The 20,454-nt window shown below is 71.6% G+C and carries 21 protein-coding genes and 1 tRNA gene; 14 read left to right on the top strand and 8 right to left on the bottom strand.

The window, feature by feature from the left end; genetic code table 11:
• The first annotated feature begins 51 nt into the window (after nt 1-51).
• A complete protein-coding gene (locus ACYVDA_RS05790) occupies nt 52-957 on the top strand; it encodes a PP2C family protein-serine/threonine phosphatase (RefSeq protein WP_460816128.1) in 906 nt (301 codons plus the stop codon).
• Between the two features lie 132 nt (nt 958-1,089).
• The gene (locus tag ACYVDA_RS05795) at nt 1,090-1,593 is read left to right on the top strand and encodes a DUF3145 domain-containing protein (protein ID WP_460815901.1); all 504 of its coding nucleotides are present in this window, start codon (nt 1,090-1,092) and stop codon (nt 1,591-1,593) included.
• 11 nt (nt 1,594-1,604) lie between these two features.
• Here the strand turns inward: ACYVDA_RS05795 and ACYVDA_RS05800 are convergent, their stop codons facing one another.
• On the bottom strand, nt 1,605-1,919 hold the full coding sequence (locus ACYVDA_RS05800; protein WP_460815903.1) for a phosphopantetheine-binding protein: 315 nt from the start codon (nt 1,917-1,919) through the stop codon (nt 1,605-1,607).
• A 255-nt stretch (nt 1,920-2,174) separates the two neighbouring features.
• Between ACYVDA_RS05800 and ACYVDA_RS05805 the strand changes: the two genes are divergently transcribed.
• Nucleotides 2,175-3,188, top strand: a complete 1,014-nt coding sequence (locus ACYVDA_RS05805; RefSeq protein WP_460815905.1) for an alpha/beta fold hydrolase — start codon at nt 2,175-2,177, stop codon at nt 3,186-3,188.
• Between the two features lie 66 nt (nt 3,189-3,254).
• Here the strand turns inward: ACYVDA_RS05805 and aceE are convergent, their stop codons facing one another.
• The 3 genes from aceE to ACYVDA_RS05820 form a co-directional block, all read right to left on the bottom strand.
• Nucleotides 3,255-6,017: a pyruvate dehydrogenase (acetyl-transferring), homodimeric type gene (gene aceE / locus ACYVDA_RS05810; RefSeq protein ID WP_460816130.1), complete on the bottom strand. Its 2,763-nt coding sequence runs from the start codon at nt 6,015-6,017 to the stop codon at nt 3,255-3,257.
• 139 nt (nt 6,018-6,156) lie between these two features.
• Nucleotides 6,157-7,647, bottom strand: coding sequence for a flotillin family protein (locus ACYVDA_RS05815; protein WP_460815907.1), 1,491 nt, complete (start codon nt 7,645-7,647; stop codon nt 6,157-6,159).
• Between the two features lie 47 nt (nt 7,648-7,694).
• Entirely contained in the window at nt 7,695-8,192 is a 498-nt protein-coding gene (locus ACYVDA_RS05820) for an NfeD family protein (protein ID WP_460815909.1), read from the bottom strand.
• A gap of 347 nt (nt 8,193-8,539) precedes the next feature.
• Here ACYVDA_RS05820 and ACYVDA_RS05825 point away from each other — a divergent pair, with 347 nt between their 5' ends.
• The 7 genes from ACYVDA_RS05825 (at nt 8,540) to ACYVDA_RS05855 (ending at nt 12,561) form a co-directional block, all read left to right on the top strand.
• Nucleotides 8,540-8,959, top strand: a complete 420-nt coding sequence (locus tag ACYVDA_RS05825; protein ID WP_460815911.1) for a DUF3052 domain-containing protein — start codon at nt 8,540-8,542, stop codon at nt 8,957-8,959.
• 27 nt (nt 8,960-8,986) lie between these two features.
• Nucleotides 8,987-10,675, top strand: coding sequence for an AMP-binding protein (locus tag ACYVDA_RS05830; protein WP_460815913.1), 1,689 nt, complete (start codon nt 8,987-8,989; stop codon nt 10,673-10,675).
• A 37-nt stretch (nt 10,676-10,712) separates the two neighbouring features.
• Nucleotides 10,713-11,222, top strand: a complete 510-nt coding sequence (locus ACYVDA_RS05835) for a peroxiredoxin (protein ID WP_460815915.1) — start codon at nt 10,713-10,715, stop codon at nt 11,220-11,222.
• 205 nt (nt 11,223-11,427) lie between these two features.
• Nucleotides 11,428-11,502 (top strand) — tRNA-Val (locus ACYVDA_RS05840).
• Between the two features lie 97 nt (nt 11,503-11,599).
• Nucleotides 11,600-11,902: a phage integrase N-terminal SAM-like domain-containing protein gene (locus tag ACYVDA_RS05845; protein WP_460815917.1), complete on the top strand. Its 303-nt coding sequence runs from the start codon at nt 11,600-11,602 to the stop codon at nt 11,900-11,902.
• A gap of 81 nt (nt 11,903-11,983) precedes the next feature.
• Entirely contained in the window at nt 11,984-12,340 is a 357-nt protein-coding gene (locus ACYVDA_RS05850) for a hypothetical protein (RefSeq protein WP_460815919.1), read from the top strand.
• Between the two features lie 8 nt (nt 12,341-12,348).
• Complete coding sequence (locus ACYVDA_RS05855) at nt 12,349-12,561, top strand: hypothetical protein (protein WP_460815922.1); 213 nt, start codon at nt 12,349-12,351, stop codon at nt 12,559-12,561.
• Here ACYVDA_RS05855 and ACYVDA_RS05860 read toward each other — a convergent pair.
• The 3 genes from ACYVDA_RS05860 to ACYVDA_RS05870 form a co-directional block, all read right to left on the bottom strand.
• A complete protein-coding gene (locus ACYVDA_RS05860; RefSeq protein ID WP_460815924.1) occupies nt 12,558-12,902 on the bottom strand; it encodes a hypothetical protein in 345 nt (114 codons plus the stop codon). The genes ACYVDA_RS05855 and ACYVDA_RS05860 overlap by 4 nt on opposite strands.
• Nucleotides 12,903-12,993: 91 nt before the next feature.
• Nucleotides 12,994-13,182, bottom strand: a complete 189-nt coding sequence (locus ACYVDA_RS05865; protein WP_460815926.1) for a hypothetical protein — start codon at nt 13,180-13,182, stop codon at nt 12,994-12,996.
• Between the two features lie 240 nt (nt 13,183-13,422).
• Nucleotides 13,423-14,049, bottom strand: coding sequence for a hypothetical protein (locus tag ACYVDA_RS05870; RefSeq protein WP_460815928.1), 627 nt, complete (start codon nt 14,047-14,049; stop codon nt 13,423-13,425).
• 798 nt (nt 14,050-14,847) lie between these two features.
• Between ACYVDA_RS05870 and ACYVDA_RS05875 the strand changes: the two genes are divergently transcribed.
• From ACYVDA_RS05875 to ACYVDA_RS05885, 3 genes are all read left to right on the top strand, one after another.
• Nucleotides 14,848-16,377, top strand: a complete 1,530-nt coding sequence (locus ACYVDA_RS05875) for an AMP-binding protein (protein WP_460815931.1) — start codon at nt 14,848-14,850, stop codon at nt 16,375-16,377.
• Nucleotides 16,378-16,400: 23 nt separating this feature from the next.
• Nucleotides 16,401-17,243 (top strand): Nif3-like dinuclear metal center hexameric protein, encoded by an 843-nt coding sequence (locus tag ACYVDA_RS05880; protein WP_460815933.1) that lies wholly within the window; start codon nt 16,401-16,403, stop codon nt 17,241-17,243.
• Nucleotides 17,244-17,325: 82 nt separating this feature from the next.
• A complete protein-coding gene (locus tag ACYVDA_RS05885; RefSeq protein ID WP_460815936.1) occupies nt 17,326-18,093 on the top strand; it encodes a zinc ribbon domain-containing protein in 768 nt (255 codons plus the stop codon).
• A 10-nt stretch (nt 18,094-18,103) separates the two neighbouring features.
• On the opposite strand, the gene yaaA is transcribed toward ACYVDA_RS05885, so the two are convergent.
• Complete coding sequence (gene yaaA / locus ACYVDA_RS05890) at nt 18,104-18,883, bottom strand: peroxide stress protein YaaA (RefSeq protein ID WP_460815938.1); 780 nt, start codon at nt 18,881-18,883, stop codon at nt 18,104-18,106.
• Nucleotides 18,884-18,990: 107 nt separating this feature from the next.
• On the opposite strand from yaaA, the gene ACYVDA_RS05895 reads away from it, so the two are divergent.
• Nucleotides 18,991-20,454, top strand: coding sequence for an RNB domain-containing ribonuclease (locus ACYVDA_RS05895; RefSeq protein WP_460815940.1), 1,464 nt, complete (start codon nt 18,991-18,993; stop codon nt 20,452-20,454).

The raw sequence follows: 20,454 nt of genomic DNA on the forward strand, positions 1-20,454 counted from the left end.
GAGGCTCCTACCGCCGCTTCGGTCGCGATGACACGGCAGGGGGTGACGACGATGCTGCGCTTCTCCGGTGTCGCGCGCTCGCACAACGGCCTGGTCCGCAGCGGCAACGAGGACTCCGGGTACGCCGGCCCGACGCTGCTCCTGGTGGCCGACGGCGTGGGCGGCGCGGCGGCCGGCGAGGTGGCCTCGGCGACCGTGGCCCACGCCATCTCCTCGCTCGCCCTGGCCGCGCTGGCCGACCCCGAGGCCTCCGCCGAGCCGGTCGGCCTGCTGGCGCGGGGGGTGGACCTGGCGCAACGGCTGCTGACCGTCGGCGTACGCCGCGACCGGCGCCGGGCCGGCATGGCCACCACCCTGACCGCCGTGGCCACCGACGGGTCCCGCTGCGCCCTGGCCCACGTGGGGGACTCGCGCGGCTACGTCTTCAGCGGCGGCGAGCTGACCCGGGTCACCCGGGACGACACCTTCGTCCAGCGCATGGTCGACGACGGCACCCTCCGGCCCGACGAGGTGACCTCGCACCCGTGGCGCAACATCGTCGTGCGGAGCCTGGGCGGCGACCTCGACCCCGACTCCATCGTCCCGCCCGAGCGGGCCACGATCACCCAGCTCCGCCTGACGCCGGGGGACCGGGTGCTGCTGGCCAGCGACGGGCTGAGCGACCTGGTGGCCGAGGACCGCATCGAGCACGTCCTGTCCACCCAGCACGACGACGCGGCCGTGGAGTCGCTGGTGGACGCCGCTCTCCAGGCCGGCGGGCGCGACAACATCACCTGCCTGCTCGCGACGGTCGTCGAGGCGGGAGCCGGTGACGAGGGGGAGGCCGGCGCCGACGTGATGCGCCTGGGTGTCCTGGTCGGCGCCGTGCGGAACCCCGACCTGGTGATCACCGACGCGGAGGTCGAGCACGACCACGTCGCGCCCCGGCTGTCCGATTCAGGCGTTTCCCTGGCGTAGTCCCGGCTCGTGGGTCACAATGGGCCCACAAGTCAACACGCGCACCATCGACGGTCATCGGACCACCGACCGCTTCACGACGAGCCCGCTGGGGAAGGCGCAGCTCGCGCCGGAGCTAGAGGAGGTTCCGTCATGACCCGACCCGCGACCCGTGGCGTGCTCTACGTCCACTCGGCGCCCTCCGCGCTGTGCCCGCACGTCGAGTGGGCCGCCGGGGGTGTCCTCGGCATGCCCCCGCACGTGGAGTGGACGCCGCAGCCGGCGCAGGCCGGCACCTACCGCACGGAGTACTCCTGGGCGGGCGAGGCCGGCACCGCCGCGGCGATCACCTCGGCGCTGCGCGGCTGGAACCACCTGCGCTTCGAGGTCACCGAGGACGCCACCGCCTCGACCGAGGGGGCGCGCTTCTCCTCCACCCCCACGCTCGGCGTCTTCCACGCCGTCACGGGCCTGCACGGCGACCTGATGATCCCCGAGGACCGGCTCAAGGCCGCCGTCGTCAAGGCCGCCCTGGGCGAGACCACGCTCGAGCTCGAGGTCGACAAGCTGCTGGGCAAGCCGTGGGACGACGAGCTGGAGACCTTCCGCCACGCCGGCGAGGGCGTCCCCGTCCGCTGGCTCCACCAGGTCGTCTGAGCCGAGCCTCGCTAGCCGCGCCACCAGCGGCGCGGGCGGGGAGCCGGCCCCCGGTCGACCCCGACCAGGTGGTCGACGAGGTCCTCGACCCGCACGAACCGCACCGTGTCCTCCTCCACGATGCGGACGCCGAAGCGGCGGCTCGCGCCCTCCAGCAGCTCCACCATGGACAGGGAGTCGACCCGCAGGTCCTCCACCCAGCGCTGCTCCGGCGACAGCGGCACTGGCCGCGCCGGCGCGCCTCCGGTGATCCGCCCGAGCAGCTCGCCCAGGCCGAGCAGGACCGTCTCGCGGTCGTCCGCGAGCGGGGGCGTCGGCGTGGTCACGGGGGCGACCCTAGCCCGTCGCCGGACCGCCCCGCGAGGCCCGAATCCCCCACCAGGGCAGGGGAATCTCCGAATTCGAGGCTCCAGATGACCACATGTCGGTGAGGAGTGCCGCGGATCGGGCCCGCGTCTGCTTCACTCAGGGTCCGGACGTGCTGGGCCGCTCACCCGCCCCCGCCGTCCCTCTCGGACCGCTCGACCCGTGCACCACCGGTGCGCGACCCCTGACTGCCGACCGCTGGGAGCGCCCACCTCATGGACACGACACCCGGCACGGAGCTGTCGCTCGAGCCCCAACGCCTGACCATCCACGGCCACGAGCGGGTCTTCGTCAAGGCCGGCCAGGGCCCCGTCCTCCTGCTGCTCCACGGCCTGGGCTGCGACCACACGACCTGGCGGCCCGTGATCGCCGACCTCGCCAAGCACTACACGGTGATCGCCCCCGACCTGCTCGGTCACGGCGCCAGCGCCAAGCCCCGCGCGGACTACAGCGTCGGCGGCTACGCCAACGGCATGCGCGACCTGCTGACCGTGCTCAACATCGACAAGGTCACCGTCGTGGGCCACAGCTTCGGCGGCGGGGTGGCGATGCAGTTCGCCTACCAGTTCCCCGAGCGCACCGAGCGGATGATCCTGGTCGCCTCGGGCGGCTTCGGCCCCGAGGTCACCCCGATGATCCGCGCCGTCACGCTGCCCGGCTTCCACCAGGCGATGGGCCTGGCGACGCTGCCCGTCGTGCGCCACCTCGGCAAGGCGGGCCTGCGGGCGCTGTCGCGCACCGGGATGTCCGCGACGCGCGACCTGGCCGAGGTGGCGGAGATCTACGAGTCCTTCCGCGACCCCCGCGCCCGCGCGGCCATCGCCCACGTGGTGCGCTCCTGCGTCGATACCAAGGGCCAGATCGTCACCATGGTCGACCGGGCCTACCTGACCCAGGCGATGCCGATGCTGGTGGTGTGGGGCACCGACGACCACGTCATCCCCGCGAGCCACGCCGAGAACGCGGCCCGGATCGCCCCCGGCGCCGTGGTCGAGATCCTGCCCAACAGCGGGCACTTCCCCCACAAGGACCACCCGGACCGCTTCGTGAAGCTGGTCGGGGACTTCATCAAGGCGACCCAGCCCGCGTCGTACCACCGTGGTCGCTGGCGCTCGCTGCTCCGCAACGGACCGGCCCTGCCGGCCAACCGCGCCGAGGCCGGCGAGGCCCCCCTGCCTCCCGTGGCCCAGCTCCCCGGCCGTCGTGGCCGCCGCGCCGTCGCCGGCTGAGGCGGGACTTCGGAGGCCGTACTTTTCCCCGGTGAACCGGGGAAACGTCACGCCTCCGTACGCCGATCAGGCGTCGCCGCCCTCCTGGGCCACGTCGGCGACGGCGGTCGGGTCGTCGATGCGGTACTTGGTGAACGCCTCGGCGACCACCTCGGGCTTGACCTCGCCGCGCTGGGCCAGGGCCCGCAGCGACGCCACGACCACGCTCTCGGCGTCGACCTGGAAGAACCGGCGCGCGGCCGGGCGGGTGTCGGCGAAGCCGAAGCCGTCGGTGCCGAGCACGTGGAAGTCCTCGGGCACCCAGTGGGCGATCTGCAGCGGCACCGCGCGCATGTAGTCGCTGACCGCGACCACCGGGCCCAGGGCACCCTCGAGCTTGGTGGTGACGTAGGCCTCGCGGCCCTTCTCCTCCGGGTGGTTCAGCGACCATCGCTCGGCCTCGACGGCGTCGCGGGCCAGCTCGTTCCACGAGGTCACCGACCAGATGTCGGCGGCCACGCCCCAGTCCTCGGCCAGCAGCTGCTGGGCCTTCTGGATCCACGGGAAGCCGATGCCGGAGGCGAGCAGCTGCACGTGCGGCGCCTCGCTCCCGGACTCGCCGCCCGAGACCTCGGGGGCGTCGGCGAACTTGTAGATCCCCTTGAGCAGGCCCTCGAGGTCGAGGTCCGCGGGCTCGGCGGGCTGGGCGACGGGCTCGTTGTAGACGGTCATGTAGAAGATGACGTCCTCGCCGTGCGGGTGCTCCTCGCTCGAGGTGTACATCCGGCGCAGGCCGTCCTGCATGATGTGCGCGACCTCGTACGCCGTGGCCGGGTCGTAGTGCACGACGGCCGGGTTGGTCGCGGCCAGCAGCGGGGAGTGGCCGTCGGCGTGCTGGAGGCCCTCACCGGTCAGCGTGGTGCGACCGGCGGTCGCGCCGATCAGGAACCCGCGGGCCAGCTGGTCGGCCATCGCCCAGATCGAGTCGCCGGTGCGCTGGAACCCGAACATCGAGTAGAAGATGTAGAACGGGATCATCACCTCGCCGTGGGTGCTGTACGCCGACCCGGCGGCCGTCGCCGACGCCATCGCGCCGGCCTCGGAGATGCCCTCGTGGAGCAGCTGGCCGGCCTTGTCCTCGCGCCACTTCAGCACCATCTTGCGGTCGACCGACTCGTAGCGCTGGCCGAACGGGTTGTAGACCTTGGCGCTGGGGAACATCGAGTCCATGCCGAAGGTGCGGTACTCGTCAGGGGCGATCGGCACGATCCGGTGCCCGATCTCCTTGTCCTTCATCCAGTCGCGCAGCAGCCGCACGACCGCCATGGTGGTGGCGATCTTGCCCTTGCCCGAGCCCTGCTTGAGCTCCTTGTAGCTGTCGTCGCCGGGGACCTTGAGCTCCTTGGCCCGGATGACGCGGCGGGGGATGGAGCCGCCGAGCTGCTGGCGGCGGTCCATCATGTACTGGATCTCGTCGGAGTCCTTGCCGGGGTGGAAGAACGGCGCGGTCCCCGTCGCCTCGTACGCCGACGTCAGCTCCTTGTCGCTCATCGGCAGGTAGAGCCGGTCGCGGAACTTCTTGAGGTCGTCGAGCTTGAGCTTCTTCATCTGGTGGCTGGCGTTCTTGCCCTCCAGACCCTCGATGGTCCACCCCTTCACGGTGTGGGCCAGGATCACCGTCGGCTGCCCGGCGTGCTTGGAGGCGGCGTCGAAGGCGGCGTACACCTTGCGGTAGTCGTGCCCGCCGCGGGGCAGCTTGGCGATCTGCTTGTCGCTCATGTGCTCGACCATCTTCTTCAGGCGCGGGTCGCGGCCGAAGAAGTGCTCGCGGTTGTAGGCGCCGTCCTCGACCGAGAAGGTCTGGAACTGCCCGTCCGGGGTGCTGTTCATCGCGTTGACCAGGACGCCGTCGACGTCGCGGGCGAGCAGCTCGTCCCACTCGCGGCCCCAGATCACCTTGATGACGTTCCAGCCGGCGCCGCGGAAGTTGGCCTCGAGCTCCTGGATGATCTTGCCGTTGCCGGTGACGGGACCGTCGAGCTGCTGGAGGTTGCAGTTGATGACCCAGGTGAGGTTGTCCAGCTCCTCGCGCGCGGCGACCCGCAGGGCGCCCAGCGACTCGGGCTCGGCCATCTCGCCGTCGCCCAGGAAGGCCCAGACGTTCTGCTGCGAGGTGTCCTTGACGCCGCGGTGCATCAGGTAGCGGTTGAACCGGGCCTGGTAGATCGAGTTGATCGCGGTCAGGCCCATGGAGACCGTGGGGAACTCCCAGAACTCCGGCATCAGGCGCGGGTGGGGGTACGACGACAGCCCCTTGCCGGGACCGTGCTGGACCTCCTGGCGGAAGCGGAGCAGCTGCTCCTCGGTGAGGCGACCCTCGAGGTAGGCGCGGGCGTAGACGCCGGGGGCGGCGTGACCCTGGATGTAGACCTGGTCGCCGCCGCCGGGGGCGTCCTTGCCCTTGAAGAAGTGGTTGAAGCCGACCTCGTAGAGCGAGGCCGACGACTGGTACGTCGCGATGTGCCCGCCGACCTCGAGGCCGGGGCGGTTCGCGTCGGACACGGTGACCGCGGCGTTCCAGCGGATGAACGCGCGGATGCGGCGCTCGGTCTCCTCGTCGCCGGGGAACCACGGCTCGCGCTCGGGGGTGATGGTGTTGATGTAGTCGGTGCTGCGCAGGCCGGGTACGCCGACCGAGGCCTCGCGGGCCCGCTCCAGCAGCCGCAGCATCACGTAGCGGGCGCGGTCGCGGCCGCGGTCGTCGAGCATCGCGTCGAAGGAGTCGATCCAGTCCTGGGTCTCCTCCGGATCGATGTCCGGCAGCTGGGTCGGGAGCCCCTCGTGGATCACGGCGGCGCGGGGCTGCCCTGTCTGGGACGCCTGCGGGGTGGGGGCCTGGGCCGGCACGGCCTCTTGCTCGGCCTTCGCGGAAGCCTTGTCTGAGTCGCTCACGGGCTCAACTCTGCCACCGTCCTGCGCAGGTGAGAATTTACTCACGGGTAGGTCCGGCCACCGCGCCGTCCACGGTCCGCTTGATCAACCCCTCGAGGTCGAGACCGGTCGTGGTGCGGAGCATGGACAGCGTCTGCACCACGTTGTCGGTGACCTGCTTGGGCAGCGCGCCGGCGCCGTCGGTGGACAGGACCGTGAGCTGGTCGATCGCGGCCATCGGGGCGGCGACCTCCTTGGCGATCCGGGGCAGCACCTCGATCAGCATCTGCAGCACCGCGGCCTCGTTGTAGTTGGCGAACGCCTCGGCGCGCTTCTCCATCGCCTCCGCCTCGGCCTGGCCGATGGCCAGGGTGGCGGCGGCCTGGGCCTCGCCCTCCGCGCGGGTCGCCTCGGCCTCGGCGACGCGGCGTGACCGCTCGGCCTCGCCGCGCCGCTGTCCCTCGACGGCCTCGGCCTCGGCCAGGGCGGTGCGCTGGGACTTCTCGGCCTCACCCGACAGGCGGGCCTCCTCGGCGCGGGCCTGGGCCGCGGCGATCGAGGCGGCCTTGCGGGCCTCGGCGCCGGCGATCTCGGCGGTCCGGTTGGCCTCGGCCTCCTGCTCGACCTTGTAGCGGGCGGCGTCGGCGGGCTTGCGCACCTGGGTCTCGAGCTGGCGCTCGGTCAGCGCCGCCTGGCGCACGGCGACCTTCTCCTGCTCGAGCAGGATCGCCTGGTCGCGGTCGGCCTGGCGCAGGGGCCCGGCGGCGGCCGCCTGGGCGGAGGCGGCGTCGGTCTCGGCCTTGATCTCGGCCTGCTTCAGCGCCAGGGTCCGCTGGGAGATCGCGATCTCCTCCTCGGCCTTGATCCGCGCCTGCTCGGCGGCCTGGCGGGCGTTGGCCTCGGCGATGGAGGCCGCCTGGCCGATCCGGGCGGCCTCGGGCCGGCCGAGGTCGGCGAGGTAGCTGCCGTCGTCGGTGACGTCCTGGATCTGGAAGGTGTCCAGGATCAGTCCCTGGCCGGTCAGGGAGTTCTCCGACTCGTCGGCGACGCGCTGGGCGAAGGCGGCGCGGTCGCGGATGATCTGCTCGACCGTCAGGCCTCCGACGATGGAGCGCAGCGCACCGGCCAGCACCTCCTGGGTGAAGGGCTCGACGTCCTGCTGCTGGGACAGGAAGCGCTGCGCGGCCAGCCGGATCTGGTCGGCGTTGCCGCCGACCTTGACGATCGCGACGCCCTCGACGTTGAGCTTGATGCCCTGCCCGGAGACCGCCCCGCGGATCTGCACTGAGATCCGGCGGCTGGAGAGGTCCATCGTCGCGAGCTTCTGCACGAACGGCACCACGAAGGTGCCGCCGCCCAGGATGACCTTCTGCCCCGACAGGTCCGTCGAGAGCGCGCCCGTCTCGGGGTTGAGCACCGCCTTGCCCTTGCGCCCGGTGACGATGAACGCCTGGTTGGGCCCGGCGACCTTGTAGCGGCTGGTGATCAGCAGCACCAGGAGCAGCAGCAGCACGACGAAGCCGAGGAGCGGGGGCAGGTAACCGGGCACGGGTGGCCTTTCGGTGGGTGGGGATCGGTGCAGGTGGTCGGAGCGGGCTAGAGCGGCGCGACGGTGACGGCGGTGGGGGAGAGCACCGAGGTGACGTGCACCGGGGTTCCGGCGGCCATCGGCAGGTCGGCCCGGGCGTTGAGGCGTACGACGTGCCCGCCCACCAGCACCTGCACGGTCCCGTAGCCCTCCTCGGGCACCGCGCTCACGACGCGACCCTCGCGGCCCAGGACGTCGTCGGCCACGAGCGTCCCGTCGCTGCCGGAGTCGCGGACCACGCGGGTGAGCCAGGCGGCGAGCCAGCCCAGCGCGACGCCGGCGACCGCGCCGACGCCGAGCGAGACCCCCAGGGGCGCGCCGAGCGCCTGGGCCAGGGCGGCGCCGAACCCGAGGGCCGAGACGAAGCCGCCCAGGACCGCGCTGGAGAAGGCGTCGCCGACCAGGGCGTCCAGGGAGCCCAGGACGCCCTCGAAGAGGTCGCCGACCACCAGCGAGACGGCCAGCAGGAGCAGCCCGGCGACACCGAGCACGAGGAACACCGTCATCGCGCGCCCCCCAGCGTCCCGGCCCGTCGTGTGCCGGCGGGCCGTGCCGGCCCCGGGTGCCGACCACCCGGACCGGGAGCGTAGCGGTCGACGGTGCCGCCCGTCCCCGGTCCCGTGGCGGCGGCGGAGGCGGGTTCCCGCCTGCCCCGCCGGGCGGCCCCGCCGGCTCCGCCGGAGGTCACAGGGCGGTGACGGATGCTGGACGCTCGCGGGTCGGGCTTGCGTCGTACGGCGTAACCCGGTGGACTACGGGCACGGTGGTCCCTCGCAGCAGCGGGGGACCTGGGGGCCGACGGCCCCGAGAGCACGACACATCGCACGTGAGACGACTTGATGGAGGCGGACAGGTGAGCCCGAGCGCAGGCGGCGCGGACGTCCAGCTGGGAGACCGGCTGGGATTGAAGGCCGGCATGGTCGTGCAGGAGCTCGGCTGGGACGACGACGTCGACGACGACGTACGACGCGCCCTCGAGGACGCGATCGACTCCGACCTCGTCGACGGCGAGCACGGCGACGTCGTGGACGCGGTGTGGCTGTGGTGGCGCGACGGCGACGGCGACCTCGTCGACACCCTCGTGGACGCCCTGACCGACCTGGTCCGGGGCGGTGCGATCTGGCTGGTGAGCCCCAAGGTGGGTCGTCCCGGCGCCGTGGATCCCTCCGACGTGGCCGAATCTGCGCCGATCGCGGGACTTTCCACCACGACGACCGTTCCTGTAGGTGAAGACTGGACGGGCACGAGGCTCGTCGCACCCAAGAGTCGCTGACCCACTGCCGCAGGAGGCCCCCGACCGATGTTCCGCCAGCTCACCACGCAGGCCCTTCGTCAAGCTCGTCTCGTCAAGGTGATGGCGGAGTCCGGGGTGATCCGGCCCTACGGCCCGACCACGCTGGCCGGCATCGGCAAGGCGCTCTACACCCGAGGCATCGGGTTCGCGGGCGGCATCCAGGCGCTCGCCGTCCGGTCCCCCGACGAGGTCGGGCTGATCGACGAGCTCGGCGAGCTCACCTGGTCCCAGATCGACGACCGGGCCACCCGCCTGGCGCACGGGCTCAAGGAGCTCGGCGTGGGGGAGGGCGACAGCGTCGCGGTCCTGTGCCGCAACCACCGCTACTTCGTCGACGTCTCGACGGCCCTGTCGAAGCTCGGCGCGGACATCCTCTACCTCAACACCGCGTTCTCGGCGCCGCAGCTCGGCGAGGTCTGCGAGCGCGAGAAGCCCGCGGCGATCGTCTTCGACGAGGAGTTCACCGAGCTGGTGGACAAGTCCGGCATCGAGGTCACCCGCGTCCTGGGCTGGCACGACGGCGACGCGGGGGACAGCACCCTGGTCGAGGACCTCGTGAAGTCGGGCAGCACCAAGCCGCTCCCGGTGCCCGAGCACACCACCCGCCCGGTGATCCTGACCTCCGGCACGACCGGGACGCCCAAGGGCGCTCCCCGGGGCGAGTCGGGCCTGGACGGCGCGGTGGCGCTGCTCTCGAAGATGCCGCTCAAGACCGGCGGGACGACGTACATCGCGGCGCCGCTGTTCCACACCTGGGGCTGGGCGCACCTCAACCTGGCGATGCTGCTCGGCTCCACCCTGGTGCTCACCCGCAAGTTCGACCCGGCCGGCGCGCTGAAGACCGTGCGGGAGCACGACTGCGACGCGATGGTCGTGATCCCGGTGATGATGCAGCGGATCATGAAGCTCCCGGAGGAGGACCGCCAGGGCGACTTCTCCACCCTCCGCGTGGTCGCGGCGTCCGGCTCGGCGCTTCCCGGCGACCTCGCCACCGACTGGATGGACGCCTTCGGGGAGAACCTTTACAACACCTACGGCTCGACCGAGGTCGCCTGGGCCACGATCGCCCAGCCGCGCGACATGCGTGAGGCGCCCGGGACGGCCGGCAAGCCGCCGTACAACACCGTGGTGAAGATCTACGACGAGGACGGCCAGGAGGTCGCCGCGGGCGAGTCGGGCCGGATCTTCGTCGGCAACACCATGCTCTTCGGCGGCTACACCGGTGACACCGACGAGAAGAAGGACATGATCGACGGCCTGATGTCCTCGGGCGACGTGGGTCGCTTCGACGAGGAGGGACGCCTGTTCGTCGAGGGCCGCGACGACGAGATGATCGTCTCCGGCGGCGAGAACGTCTTCCCCAAGGAGGTCGAGGACTGCCTCTCGCGCCACGAGAACGTCTCCGACGTCGCGGCCATCGGTGTCGACGACGAGGACTTCGGCAAGCGGCTGCGGGCCTTCGTGGTCAAGGACGGCGACGTCGACGAGGACACCCTCAAGGGCCACGTCAAGGAGAACCTCGCGCGCTACAAGGTGCCGCGCGAGATCGTCTTCCTCGACGAGCTGCCGCGCAACGCGACCGGCAAGGTGCTCAAGAAGGACCTCAAGGACTACGACGAGGACGGCAACCCGGGCGCCGGCTCCGACGACTCCGGGTCCGACGACGAGGCCTCGGGGAGCGACGGCGAGGACTGATGTCGTACGGCCTCGCGCGGGCTGTCACCATGGCGGCATGAGCTCGATCATCGCCGGCCGCGCGGACGCGGTCACCCGCTGCCTGGCGGGACCGTCGATCGGCGAGCGCGCTCCCGACTTCACCCTGCGCGACCAGCACGGCGCCGAGGTGACGCTGTCCGAGGTGGCCCGGGGCAAGGCCGCCCTGGTGGTCTTCTACCCGTTCGCGTTCAGCGGCGTGTGCACCGGCGAGCTGCTCGGCTTCCGGGACCGGCTCGGGGACTTCGAGACCGCCACCTCGACCCTGGTGGCGATCAGCTGCGACCCGCTCTACGCCCAGCGGGCGCTGGCCGACCGGGACGCCCTGTTCTTCCCGCTGCTGAGCGACTTCTGGCCCCACGGCGCGGTCGCCTCGGCGTACGGCGTGTTCGACGACCGCACCGGGAGCGCCACCCGCTCGTCGTTCGTCCTCGACCGCGAGGGCGTGGTGCGGTGGTCGGTGCACAACGAGCTGATGGAGGCGCGCGACCTCGACCAGCACGCCCGGGCCCTCGCCGAGCACGCCTGATGTAGTCCTTTGGGACTATTTCGTGTTCAACTGCTTGATTGGCGGGTTTCCGCCAGCCATACTTCTCATGTCGCGCCGCTGGTGACCCGAGACGCCAGCGGCGCGACTTTCACGTCCGGGGTCGGTGCCGGGGTCCGACGGTGCTTGGTCGCCCCGACCCACCTCCCGTAGTCTGTGCCCGCCCGTGAGCCTCGCTCCGGGTCCGGGGCGTATAGCTCAGCGGTAGAGCCCCTCGCTTACAACGAGGTGGTCGGGGGTTCGATCCCCTCTGCGCCCACCAGTAGGTCTCTGACCTGCGGTTTCGTCGTCTTGTCGGTGCTGCCGTCGAACATCGGTTCGATGCACAACGCTCACAGACCACCTAACGGAGCCAGCCCGTGACGAAGCTGCACCCCCTCATCGACTCCTGGACCCTCGCCCTGGAGTCCGAGAACAAGTCCCCCCGCACCATCGAGGGCTACCTCGAGTCCATGCGGCTCTTCGACCGATGGCTCAACCAGCACCACCCCGACCTCATGCCCGACCAGATCACCGCCACCCACATCCGCACCTGGCTCGTCGAACTCGCCCACACCGGCCGCCGCCCCACCGTGAAGACCCGGTGGGGCGGCCTCAAGCAGTTCTTCACCTGGTGCCTCACCGAAGCAGAGATCGACACCGACCCCATGGGCGCGATGTAGGCCCCGATGGTGCCGCCCATCCCCGTCGGGCTGGACCGCGCAGTCGGGGCGGTTGGCGGGGGAGTAGACAATAACGGAGGGGTGGGCCGTGAGCGCGAGGCTGCCACCCGGGGCGACAGTTCGGCTGCGCTGTCGGTCGTGATGCATTTCGACTTGCGTAGAGTGCCCGGCGTGCCGTCGCTGTGGGTTGCCGAGCTGTACGCCAGCGACCGCACCAAGGAGAAGATCCTGAACTCTCACCACATCGCCTACGACGACGTTCGGGACGTCCTGGTGTGCCAGCCTGGGCTTGCGTGCTGGTGGGACGAGCATCCCGAGCGTGGGTGGCGGGCGCTGACCGAACAAGCAATAACGGGCAAAACGTGCTTAATCGTTCTGTACCCTGTTGAAAGTCCCCTCGGCGACGAGTGGGCGCTCGGCAGTTGCTACGAGGCGTAGCATCAACGATGAAGGGGCAGGAGACCATGATGAACCGTGAAGAGGCACTCGAGTTCTTCGAAGAGGACGAGAACCCGGCCGACGTGCGAGCCGCCTTCGAAACTGCTCGCGACCGTGCATCTGCTGAGGCGTTCCAGCTCACCGCCTCCACCGTGACGTACTCGCGGGTCACCTTTCGCCCGAGCTCCGCTCTGGCAATCGACGAATTGGCCTCGATCTAGCTGCCAAAGCCGCGGCGCGTGGCCTCGATGTCGGCGCTGCGGATACCGAGGCCGATACGCCGGATTCGGCAGCCCAGCAGCTGGCAGTTGATCATCACGATCGCGCCAGACACCATGTGCCGCTCCGGAGGGATCTCCCAGATCAATGTGTCCGCGTCCGGGATGCCGTCGAATGTGCAGTCCTTCATGACGCCGTCGCCGAGCATCACCAGTACAGCTGGTCCCTCAAGGATGCAATTTTCGAAGATGACGTCTCGGATTACGTCGTCGACCACGGCTAGGTCAGGGATCCGCAGGGTCTGGTTCCTGTAGTGGCGATCGCCTGGATGCATCGTGGTCACCGGCACAGACTAGTCACCGCGCCCCCCTGCCGGGGCGGCCACCGTCGGAGCGGTGGCAACGTGCTCGAGCGTGTCACCGGGTGTCGATAGGTCAGATGCGCTTGGTCTTGGTGCCTAGGCGCCCGGCCTCGATGAGGGTCAGCTGGTCCTGGCGGATCCACCACCGGCGGCCGACCCCGGTGGCGGGGAGCAGGTCGCGGTGGATGCGCGCGAGTACGGCCTTGTCGGTGCGGCCCAGCTGGCGGGCGGCTTCGCGGTAGGTGACCCAGTCGTCGTCCACGGCCTGGCCGGGGTGACGGTGTGCACGGCGTTGACGGTGTAGTCGCCCAGGCGGGTGACCGCGCCCCGGAAGAAGATCGGGAAGCCGATGTGGCGGATCTGGGGGCTCGCGGCGCCGGGCTCGGGTTGTGGAGCCCCGCGCAAGACGTCGTCGACTGGGTCCTCGCGCAGCTCGCCGAGGCGTCGGCATGAGCGGCAGATGGTTAACCAGCTTAGCCGTACTGAACCCAACCCCGTGCGGTTAGAGGTTCCCCTGCTCAATGGCCTTCGACACATGGGGGCCGATCTGCTTCACGATCTCGCTGATGCTCGACGTCATCACCGCGTTGGCCAACTTGCCACCCAGACCCCGGAATTTTTCCTGCGCGTCAGAGCCTTCGGCCTCGGCCTCGGCTCGGGTAAACAGAGCCCCGCCGAGTTGCAGCGCAACGTCGCGGACAGCCTCGGGGCCGTACTTGTCCAAGTGATCGAGCAGGAAGATCGCACGCTTGACCAGGCCCAGCATGTACGCCTTGGCCTCGAGCGGGAGGGCGTCGTCCTCTGCGATCGTCCTGGCCGCGTCTTCCAGAGTGTCACGAAGCGACTGCACCTCGTCCTCACCGATTGACAAGGCTTCCCGGCCAGCGACCACCGACGCGAATGCCCGCAGCATGTTCAGGTGGGTGTCCTCAATCGCAGGCCGGGCCCGGTTCTCGACGGTGTCCCACGGCGTAGTCGCGAAACCGACGCCGGCGTACCAATATGGCAGGGAATCACGAAAGACTTCTACAGAGACGCCTCGCATTTCGAGTTGATCGATCGTCTCGTCGACCTGCCTGACAAGGTTGAGGGCGTGCGTGTGCACACGCCATGCGTTCAGGTCATCCATGCCCCCAAACCCATGAGCGGACTGGGCATAAGTGTTTGGAGGCACTCGCAGGGTTCGCAACAGGCTGGCCAACAACTCGGCAATGTTTTGAGTCACCCGAGTGATCCCTTCGTGCGGTCGACAGTGCGGCTTGAACGTAGTCGACACCACCGAGACCGCGAGGTTGTTCGACCGTGACCACGAATCCCCGGAAGTCGTCCGCTCGCGAGTTCGGCCACCGCTACCGGTCACCGTCAGCCCCGATGGCCGGGTTCTGGTCGTGCGCAAGGGCCTACAGTTACTCCCTCCCGACGTCGCGACCGCGGTCCGCGACTGGCCCCACGCCCACGGCCTAGACGAGAACGAGATCCCCATCGGCTGCCCATCATCCGCCTCGCCCCGTGGGGGCCCATCAGGTCCGCGAGATGCAGCGCCTTCGCGCCACCCGTGCCGCGTACCGGTCCGCGATCGCGCGGCAGTTCCCGGTCTGAGACAGGCGCCCCAAGGCGACCATGCACAATGCGTAACGCGGCATCATTTACGACGAGGTGGTCGGGGCTTCGACCCCCTCTGCGCCCACTCCCTGACCGGTGCGGTCGGAGGGAGGACATGGTGGAGGCCTTCGCGCAGGTGCTGCGGGTCGGCGGGCGCCTGGGTGCGCACATCTCGCCGAGATCGACGGCTGAGTCCGCGTTCGCGCCCCATCCCCGGCCGTGCCCGGGCCGGCGGGGGCGCGGCCCTGGCGCGAGCAGCGAGGATGTCGTCGCGCGGCGGGGCTCGCTAGGGTGCACCCAACCCCGAGTGAAGGAGGTCACACCCGTGATCGTGCCGTTCTCCGTCAACGACTTCCTGGACCGGGCGCTCGCCGTCTACCGCGACCGCACCGGCGTGGTCGACGAGCCGCAGCAGCCGGCGACCTCGCTCGGGGAGGTGACCTACGCCCGGATGGGGGAGCTGGCGCGGGCCCAGGCCGCCAAGCTCGACGAGCTCGGCATCGGGGTGGGGGACCGGGTCGCCTACGTCTCGCACAACAGCGCGCGGCTGCTCACCTCGTTCTTCGGTGTCATCGGCAGCGGACGCGTCCTGGTCCCGATCAACTTCCGGCTCTCGGTGGCCGAGATCTCCTACATCGTGGAGCACTCCGGAGCCCGGGTGCTGTACGTCGACCCCGAGCTCACCGAGGTCCTCGAGCAGGTCGAGTGCGAGCACGTCTTCGTGATCGGGGACGACCGGGACATGTACCTCGAGGGCGTCGAGCCCGTGGCGTGGGAGCCTGACGAGAACGCCACCGCGACGATCAACTACACCTCCGGCACCACCGCGCGGCCCAAGGGCGTGCAGATCACCCACCGCAACATCTGGACCAACGCGGTCACCTTCGGGCTGCACGCCGGGGTCACCGACCGCGACGTCTACCTGCACACGCTGCCGATGTTCCACGCCAACGGCTGGGGCTGGCCGTTCGTGGCCACCGGCGTCGGGGCGGCCCACGTGGTGATCCGCAAGATCGACGGCGCCGAGATCCTGCGCCGGGTGGAGCGCCACGGCGTGACCGTGATGTGCGCGGCCCCGGCGGTGGTCGCCTCGGTCCTGGAGGCCGCCGAGAGCTGGGAGGGCGAGATCCCCGGCCGCGACCGGGTGCGGATCATCGTCGCGGGCGCACCGCCGCCCACCCGCACCGTGGCCCGCGTGGAGGAGGAGCTGGGCTGGGAGTTCATCCAGATCTACGGCCTCACCGAGACCTCCCCGCTGCTCACCGTCAACCGCACCCGCTCCGAGTGGGACGACCTGGACCCCCAGGAGCGGGCGACGCGCCTGGTGCGCGCCGGCCAGCCGGCCCTGGGTGCCACCCTGCGGGTCTCGGAGTCCGGCGAGGTGCTCGCCCGCTCCAACACCGTCCTGGCCGGCTACTGGGAGCAGCCGGAGGAGACCGCGGCGGCGCTGGCCGACGGCTGGTTCCACACCGGGGACGGCGGCGTCGTGGGCGACGACGGCTACCTGACCATCTCGGACCGCAAGAAGGACGTGATCATCACCGGGGGCGAGAACGTCTCCTCAATCGAGGTCGAGGACGCGATCTTCTCCCACCCCGACGTCGCCGAGGTCGCCGTGATCGGCGTACCCGACGACAAGTGGGGGGAGACCATCAAGGCGCTCGTGGTGCGCACCGAGGGCTCGGAGCTCACCGAGGCCGAGCTCATCGACTACGTCAAGGGCAAGGTCGCGCGCTACAAGGCGCCCTCCTCGGTGGAGTTCCGCGAGGTGCTCGCGCGCACGGCGACCGGCAAGCTGCAGAAGTTCAAGCTGCGCCAGCCCTACTGGGCCGATCGCGACCGCCAGGTCAACTGACGGCGTGGACTAGCCTCCGGGGCATGCCGACCCTGGGAGACGTGACCGCGCTGCTCGAGGAGTGGTACCCGCCGGAGCACGCCGACGACTGGGACGCCGTCGGTCTGGTCTGCGGCGACCCGGCCGAGGAGGTGCGTCGCGTCCACCTCGCGGTCGACCCGACGTGCGCCACCGTGTCGGAGGCCCTGGAGGCCGGGGCGCAGCTCCTGGTGACCCACCACCCGCTCCTGCTCAAGGGCGTCCACGGGGTGCCGACGACCGGCCCGAAGGGACGGCTGGTCCACGACCTCGTTCGCGGCGGGTGCGCGCTCCTCGCCGCGCACACCAACGCCGACTCACCCGTCGGTGGCGTCTCGGAGTCGCTGGCGCTCGCGCTGGGGCTCGTCGACGTGCGCCCCCTGGAGCCGGACGCTGACGTCGCCCGGGGGGAGCCCGACCGCGGCTCGGGACGGGTGGGGCGCCTCGAGCGATCCGTCACCCTGCGGGAGTTCGCCGAGCACGTCGGACGGGTCCTGCCCGCCAGCGCCCACGGCGTGCGCGTCGCGGGCGACCCCGACCAGCGCGTCGAGCGCGTCGGCCTGTGCGGCGGTGCCGGCGACTTCCTGCTCGACCGCGCCCGGGCGGAGGGGGTCGACGTCTACCTGACCTCCGACCTGCGTCACCACCCCGCCTCGGAGCTGCGGGAGCACGCCGCGGTCGCCCGACCCGGCGAGGCCGGAGCGCCCGCCCTGGTCGACGTCGCGCACTGGGCCGCCGAGAGCACCTGGCTGCCGGTGCTCCGGCGTCGTCTGGAGGACGCGTGGGGAGATACGGTGGAGGTCCACGTGAGCACGATCGTCACCGATCCGTGGACCTTCCGGGTGTAGCCACCCCCGTCCCGGACCATCCCCGCGCCACCCCGTCCGTCCGGGCCCACCGCCCGGCCCCGCGTCTCGTAGGAGTCCCCTGGTGAAAGCCGACCCGTCCGTCCAGATGCAGCTGCTGGAGGTCCAGGAGCTCGACTCGCGCATCGACTCCCTGAACCACCGCCTCGGCTCGATCCCCGAGACCGCGGCCCGCCGGGAGCTGGCGGCACGACGCACGGTGGTGCAGAACCAGGTCCGCGACCTGCGGATCGAGGTCGACGACCTCACGCGGGAGCAGAAGCGCGCCGACGCCGACGTCGAGCAGGTCAAGACCCGGCGCACCCGCGACCAGGGGATGGTCGACCGCGGCGAGGTCAAGGACCCCAAGGCGCTCGAGCGGATGGTGGGCGAGCTGGAGTCGCTGAACCGCCGGATCTCCTCCCTCGAGGACGTCGAGATCGAGGTCATGGAGAAGCTGGAGTCGACCGAGGCGGCGCTGCGGGAGCGCTCCGACGAGCTCGCCGCCCTCGACGAGCAGGACGCCGGGCTGGCCTCCGCGCTGGAGCAGAAGGCCGGCGACCTCCAGACCGAGCTGGAGACCGTGCAGGCCGACCGGTTCGCCGCGGCCCAGGGCCTGCCCGAGGACCTGGTCGCCCTCTACGAGCGGCTGCGCGCCCACAAGGGCGGCGTCGGCGCCGCGGCCCTGCGGCGCCGCGAGTGCGGCGGCTGCCGCCTCACCCTGAACGCCTCGGACCTGGGCGCGATCACCAAGCGTCCCGAGGACGACGTGGTGCGGTGCGAGGAGTGCGACCGGATCCTGGTGCGCACCCCCGAGTCGGGCCTGCGCCCCGGCGTCGAGATCCCCAACTAGGCCGCGCGGCTCACAGGTCCTCGACGACGACGTCGAGGGCCACGCCGTGGCGTCCGGCGCCGGCCTCCTCCACGGTCCACCCGAGGTCGCGCCACGCCTCCGCCAGCGCGGTCGGCGTGCGCGGCGCGACGCCGTGCTCGAGCAGCGCCCGGGTCAGGCGGCCCTTGGTGGCCTTGTTGAAGTGGCTGACCACCGTGCGCCGGTCACCGACCTGCTGGAGGACGCGGACGGCGGCCACCCGGGGCGCGAGGTCGACCGACGGGCGCCAGAACGCGGCGTACGTCGAGGAGCGCAGGTCCACGACCAGGCCGGAGCCGGCCGCCTCGACGACCACGGGGTCCAGGGCCGCCCGCCAGTGGCCGGACACGGTCCCCAGCCCCGGCAGGGCGGTGTCGCCGGAGAGCCGGTAGGAGGGGATCCGGTCCCCGGGTCGCACCAGCCCGAGCAGGGACGACTGCACCGCGAGCCACCGCGAGGCCCGGCGCCGGGCCGCCGCGTCCAGGCCCGCCACGTCGAGGTGGTCGTAGAGGACGCCGGTGTAGACGACGTCCGCCCGGGCCGTGGGCAGCGCGGTGAGCCGGGCGTCGCGTGCGACGGCGTCGGCCTGCGAGGGCCCGAGACCCAGGACCCGCGCGGCCTCCTCGGGCCTGTCGCGCGCCAGCGCCTCCAGGGTCGAGACGACGTCGCGGCGCGGTGCCGTCAGCTCGGGGAAGGCGAGTGTCTCGAGGTCCAACGGCTTGCCCCGACGGGGGACCGACTTGCCCTCCGAGGGCGGCAGCAGGATCAGCACCGGGTCACCCTAGAGGCCGCAGTGACGCGGCCGCCGCGCCCCGTCGGCCACCGGCCCTAGGGTGAGCCCAGGCGCGGGACGTCCCGCGCCGGGCGGAGGAGGACGACGTGGGATCTCGGGTGCTCAAGGTCGGGGCGATCGACGACGGGGTGGCCGCGAGCGACCTCGCCCGCGGGATCACCGCCATCCAGGCCGAGCTCGAGGTGAGCCCGGACTTCCCACCCGAGGTGCTGGCCGCCGCCGAGCAGGCTGCGGCCTCGCCCCGGCTGCCCGACCTCGACCGGACCTCGCTGGAGCTGGTGACCATCGACCCGGTGGGGTCGATGGATCTCGACCAGGCGATGCACCTCGAGCGCGACGGCACGGGCTACGTCGTGCACTACGCGATCGCCGACGTCGCGGCCTTCGTGACGGCCGGGGACCCGGTCGACCTCGAGGCCCACCGGCGCGGGGAGTCCCTGTACGGCGCCGACAGCCTGGTGCCGCTGCACCCGAAGGTGCTCAGCGCCGGCGCCGCCTCCCTGCTGCCCGACCAGCTGCGCCCGGCGTTCCTCTGGACGATCACGCTCGACGCCGCCGGGGCGACCACCTCGGCCACGGTCGAGCGGGCCCGGGTGCGCTCGCGCGCCCGCCTGGACTACGCGGCCGTCGACGCGGGCCTGGCGGCCGGGGCCTCGACCGGCACACCGGCGGCCGTCGGGGGTGGCACGCTCACGCTGCTGCGCGAGGTGGGCGAGCTCCGGATCGCCCAGGAGGCGGCCCGGGGCGGGGTGTCGCTGCCCATGCCGGCCCAGGAGGTGGGGATCCAGGACGGGCGCGCCCGGCTGGAGTACCGCGCGATGCTCCCCGTCGAGTCGTGGAACGCCCAGATCTCGCTGCTGACCGGGTTCGCCGCGGCCGCGATGATGATCGAGCACCGGGTCGGCGTGCTGCGCACGCTCCCGCCGGCCCCCGACGGCGCGGTGGACCGGCTGCGGCGCACGGCGCGGGCGCTGGGGATCGACTGGCCGGCCGAGGTGGGCCACGCCGACCTCATCCGCACGCTCGACCCGACCAGGCCGGCCGACGCGGCGATGGTGGTCGCGGCGACCACGCTGCTGCGCGGAGCGGCGTACGCCGCGTTCGACGGCGAGCTCCCCGACCAGCTCGAGCACGCGGCGCTCGCCTCGCCGTACGCCCACGTGACGGCGCCGCTGCGACGCCTGGTGGACCGCTTCGGCCTGGAGGTCTGCGCCGCGATCTGCGCGGGCACCCCGGTGCCGTCGTGGGCGCGCGAGGCGCTGCCGCAGCTGCCGGCGGAGATGCAGGCCTCGGGTCGGCGGGCGGGCGCCTACGAGCGGGCCGTCCTGGACCTGGTCGAGGCCATGACGCTCCAGCGGCGGGTCGGGGAGAGCTTCGAGGCGGTGGTCCTGGAGGCCCAGGAGGACGGCCGGCGCGGGACCGTGATGCTGCGCGATCCCGCGGTGGAGGCGTCCGTGCGCTCCCGGTCGAAGCTCCCGGTGGGGGAGAGCGCGACGGTCGTGCTGCGCGAGGCCGACCCGACGACCCGCCGGGTCCGCTTCGAGCTCTGA

Source organism: Nocardioides korecus (assembly GCF_054778395.1).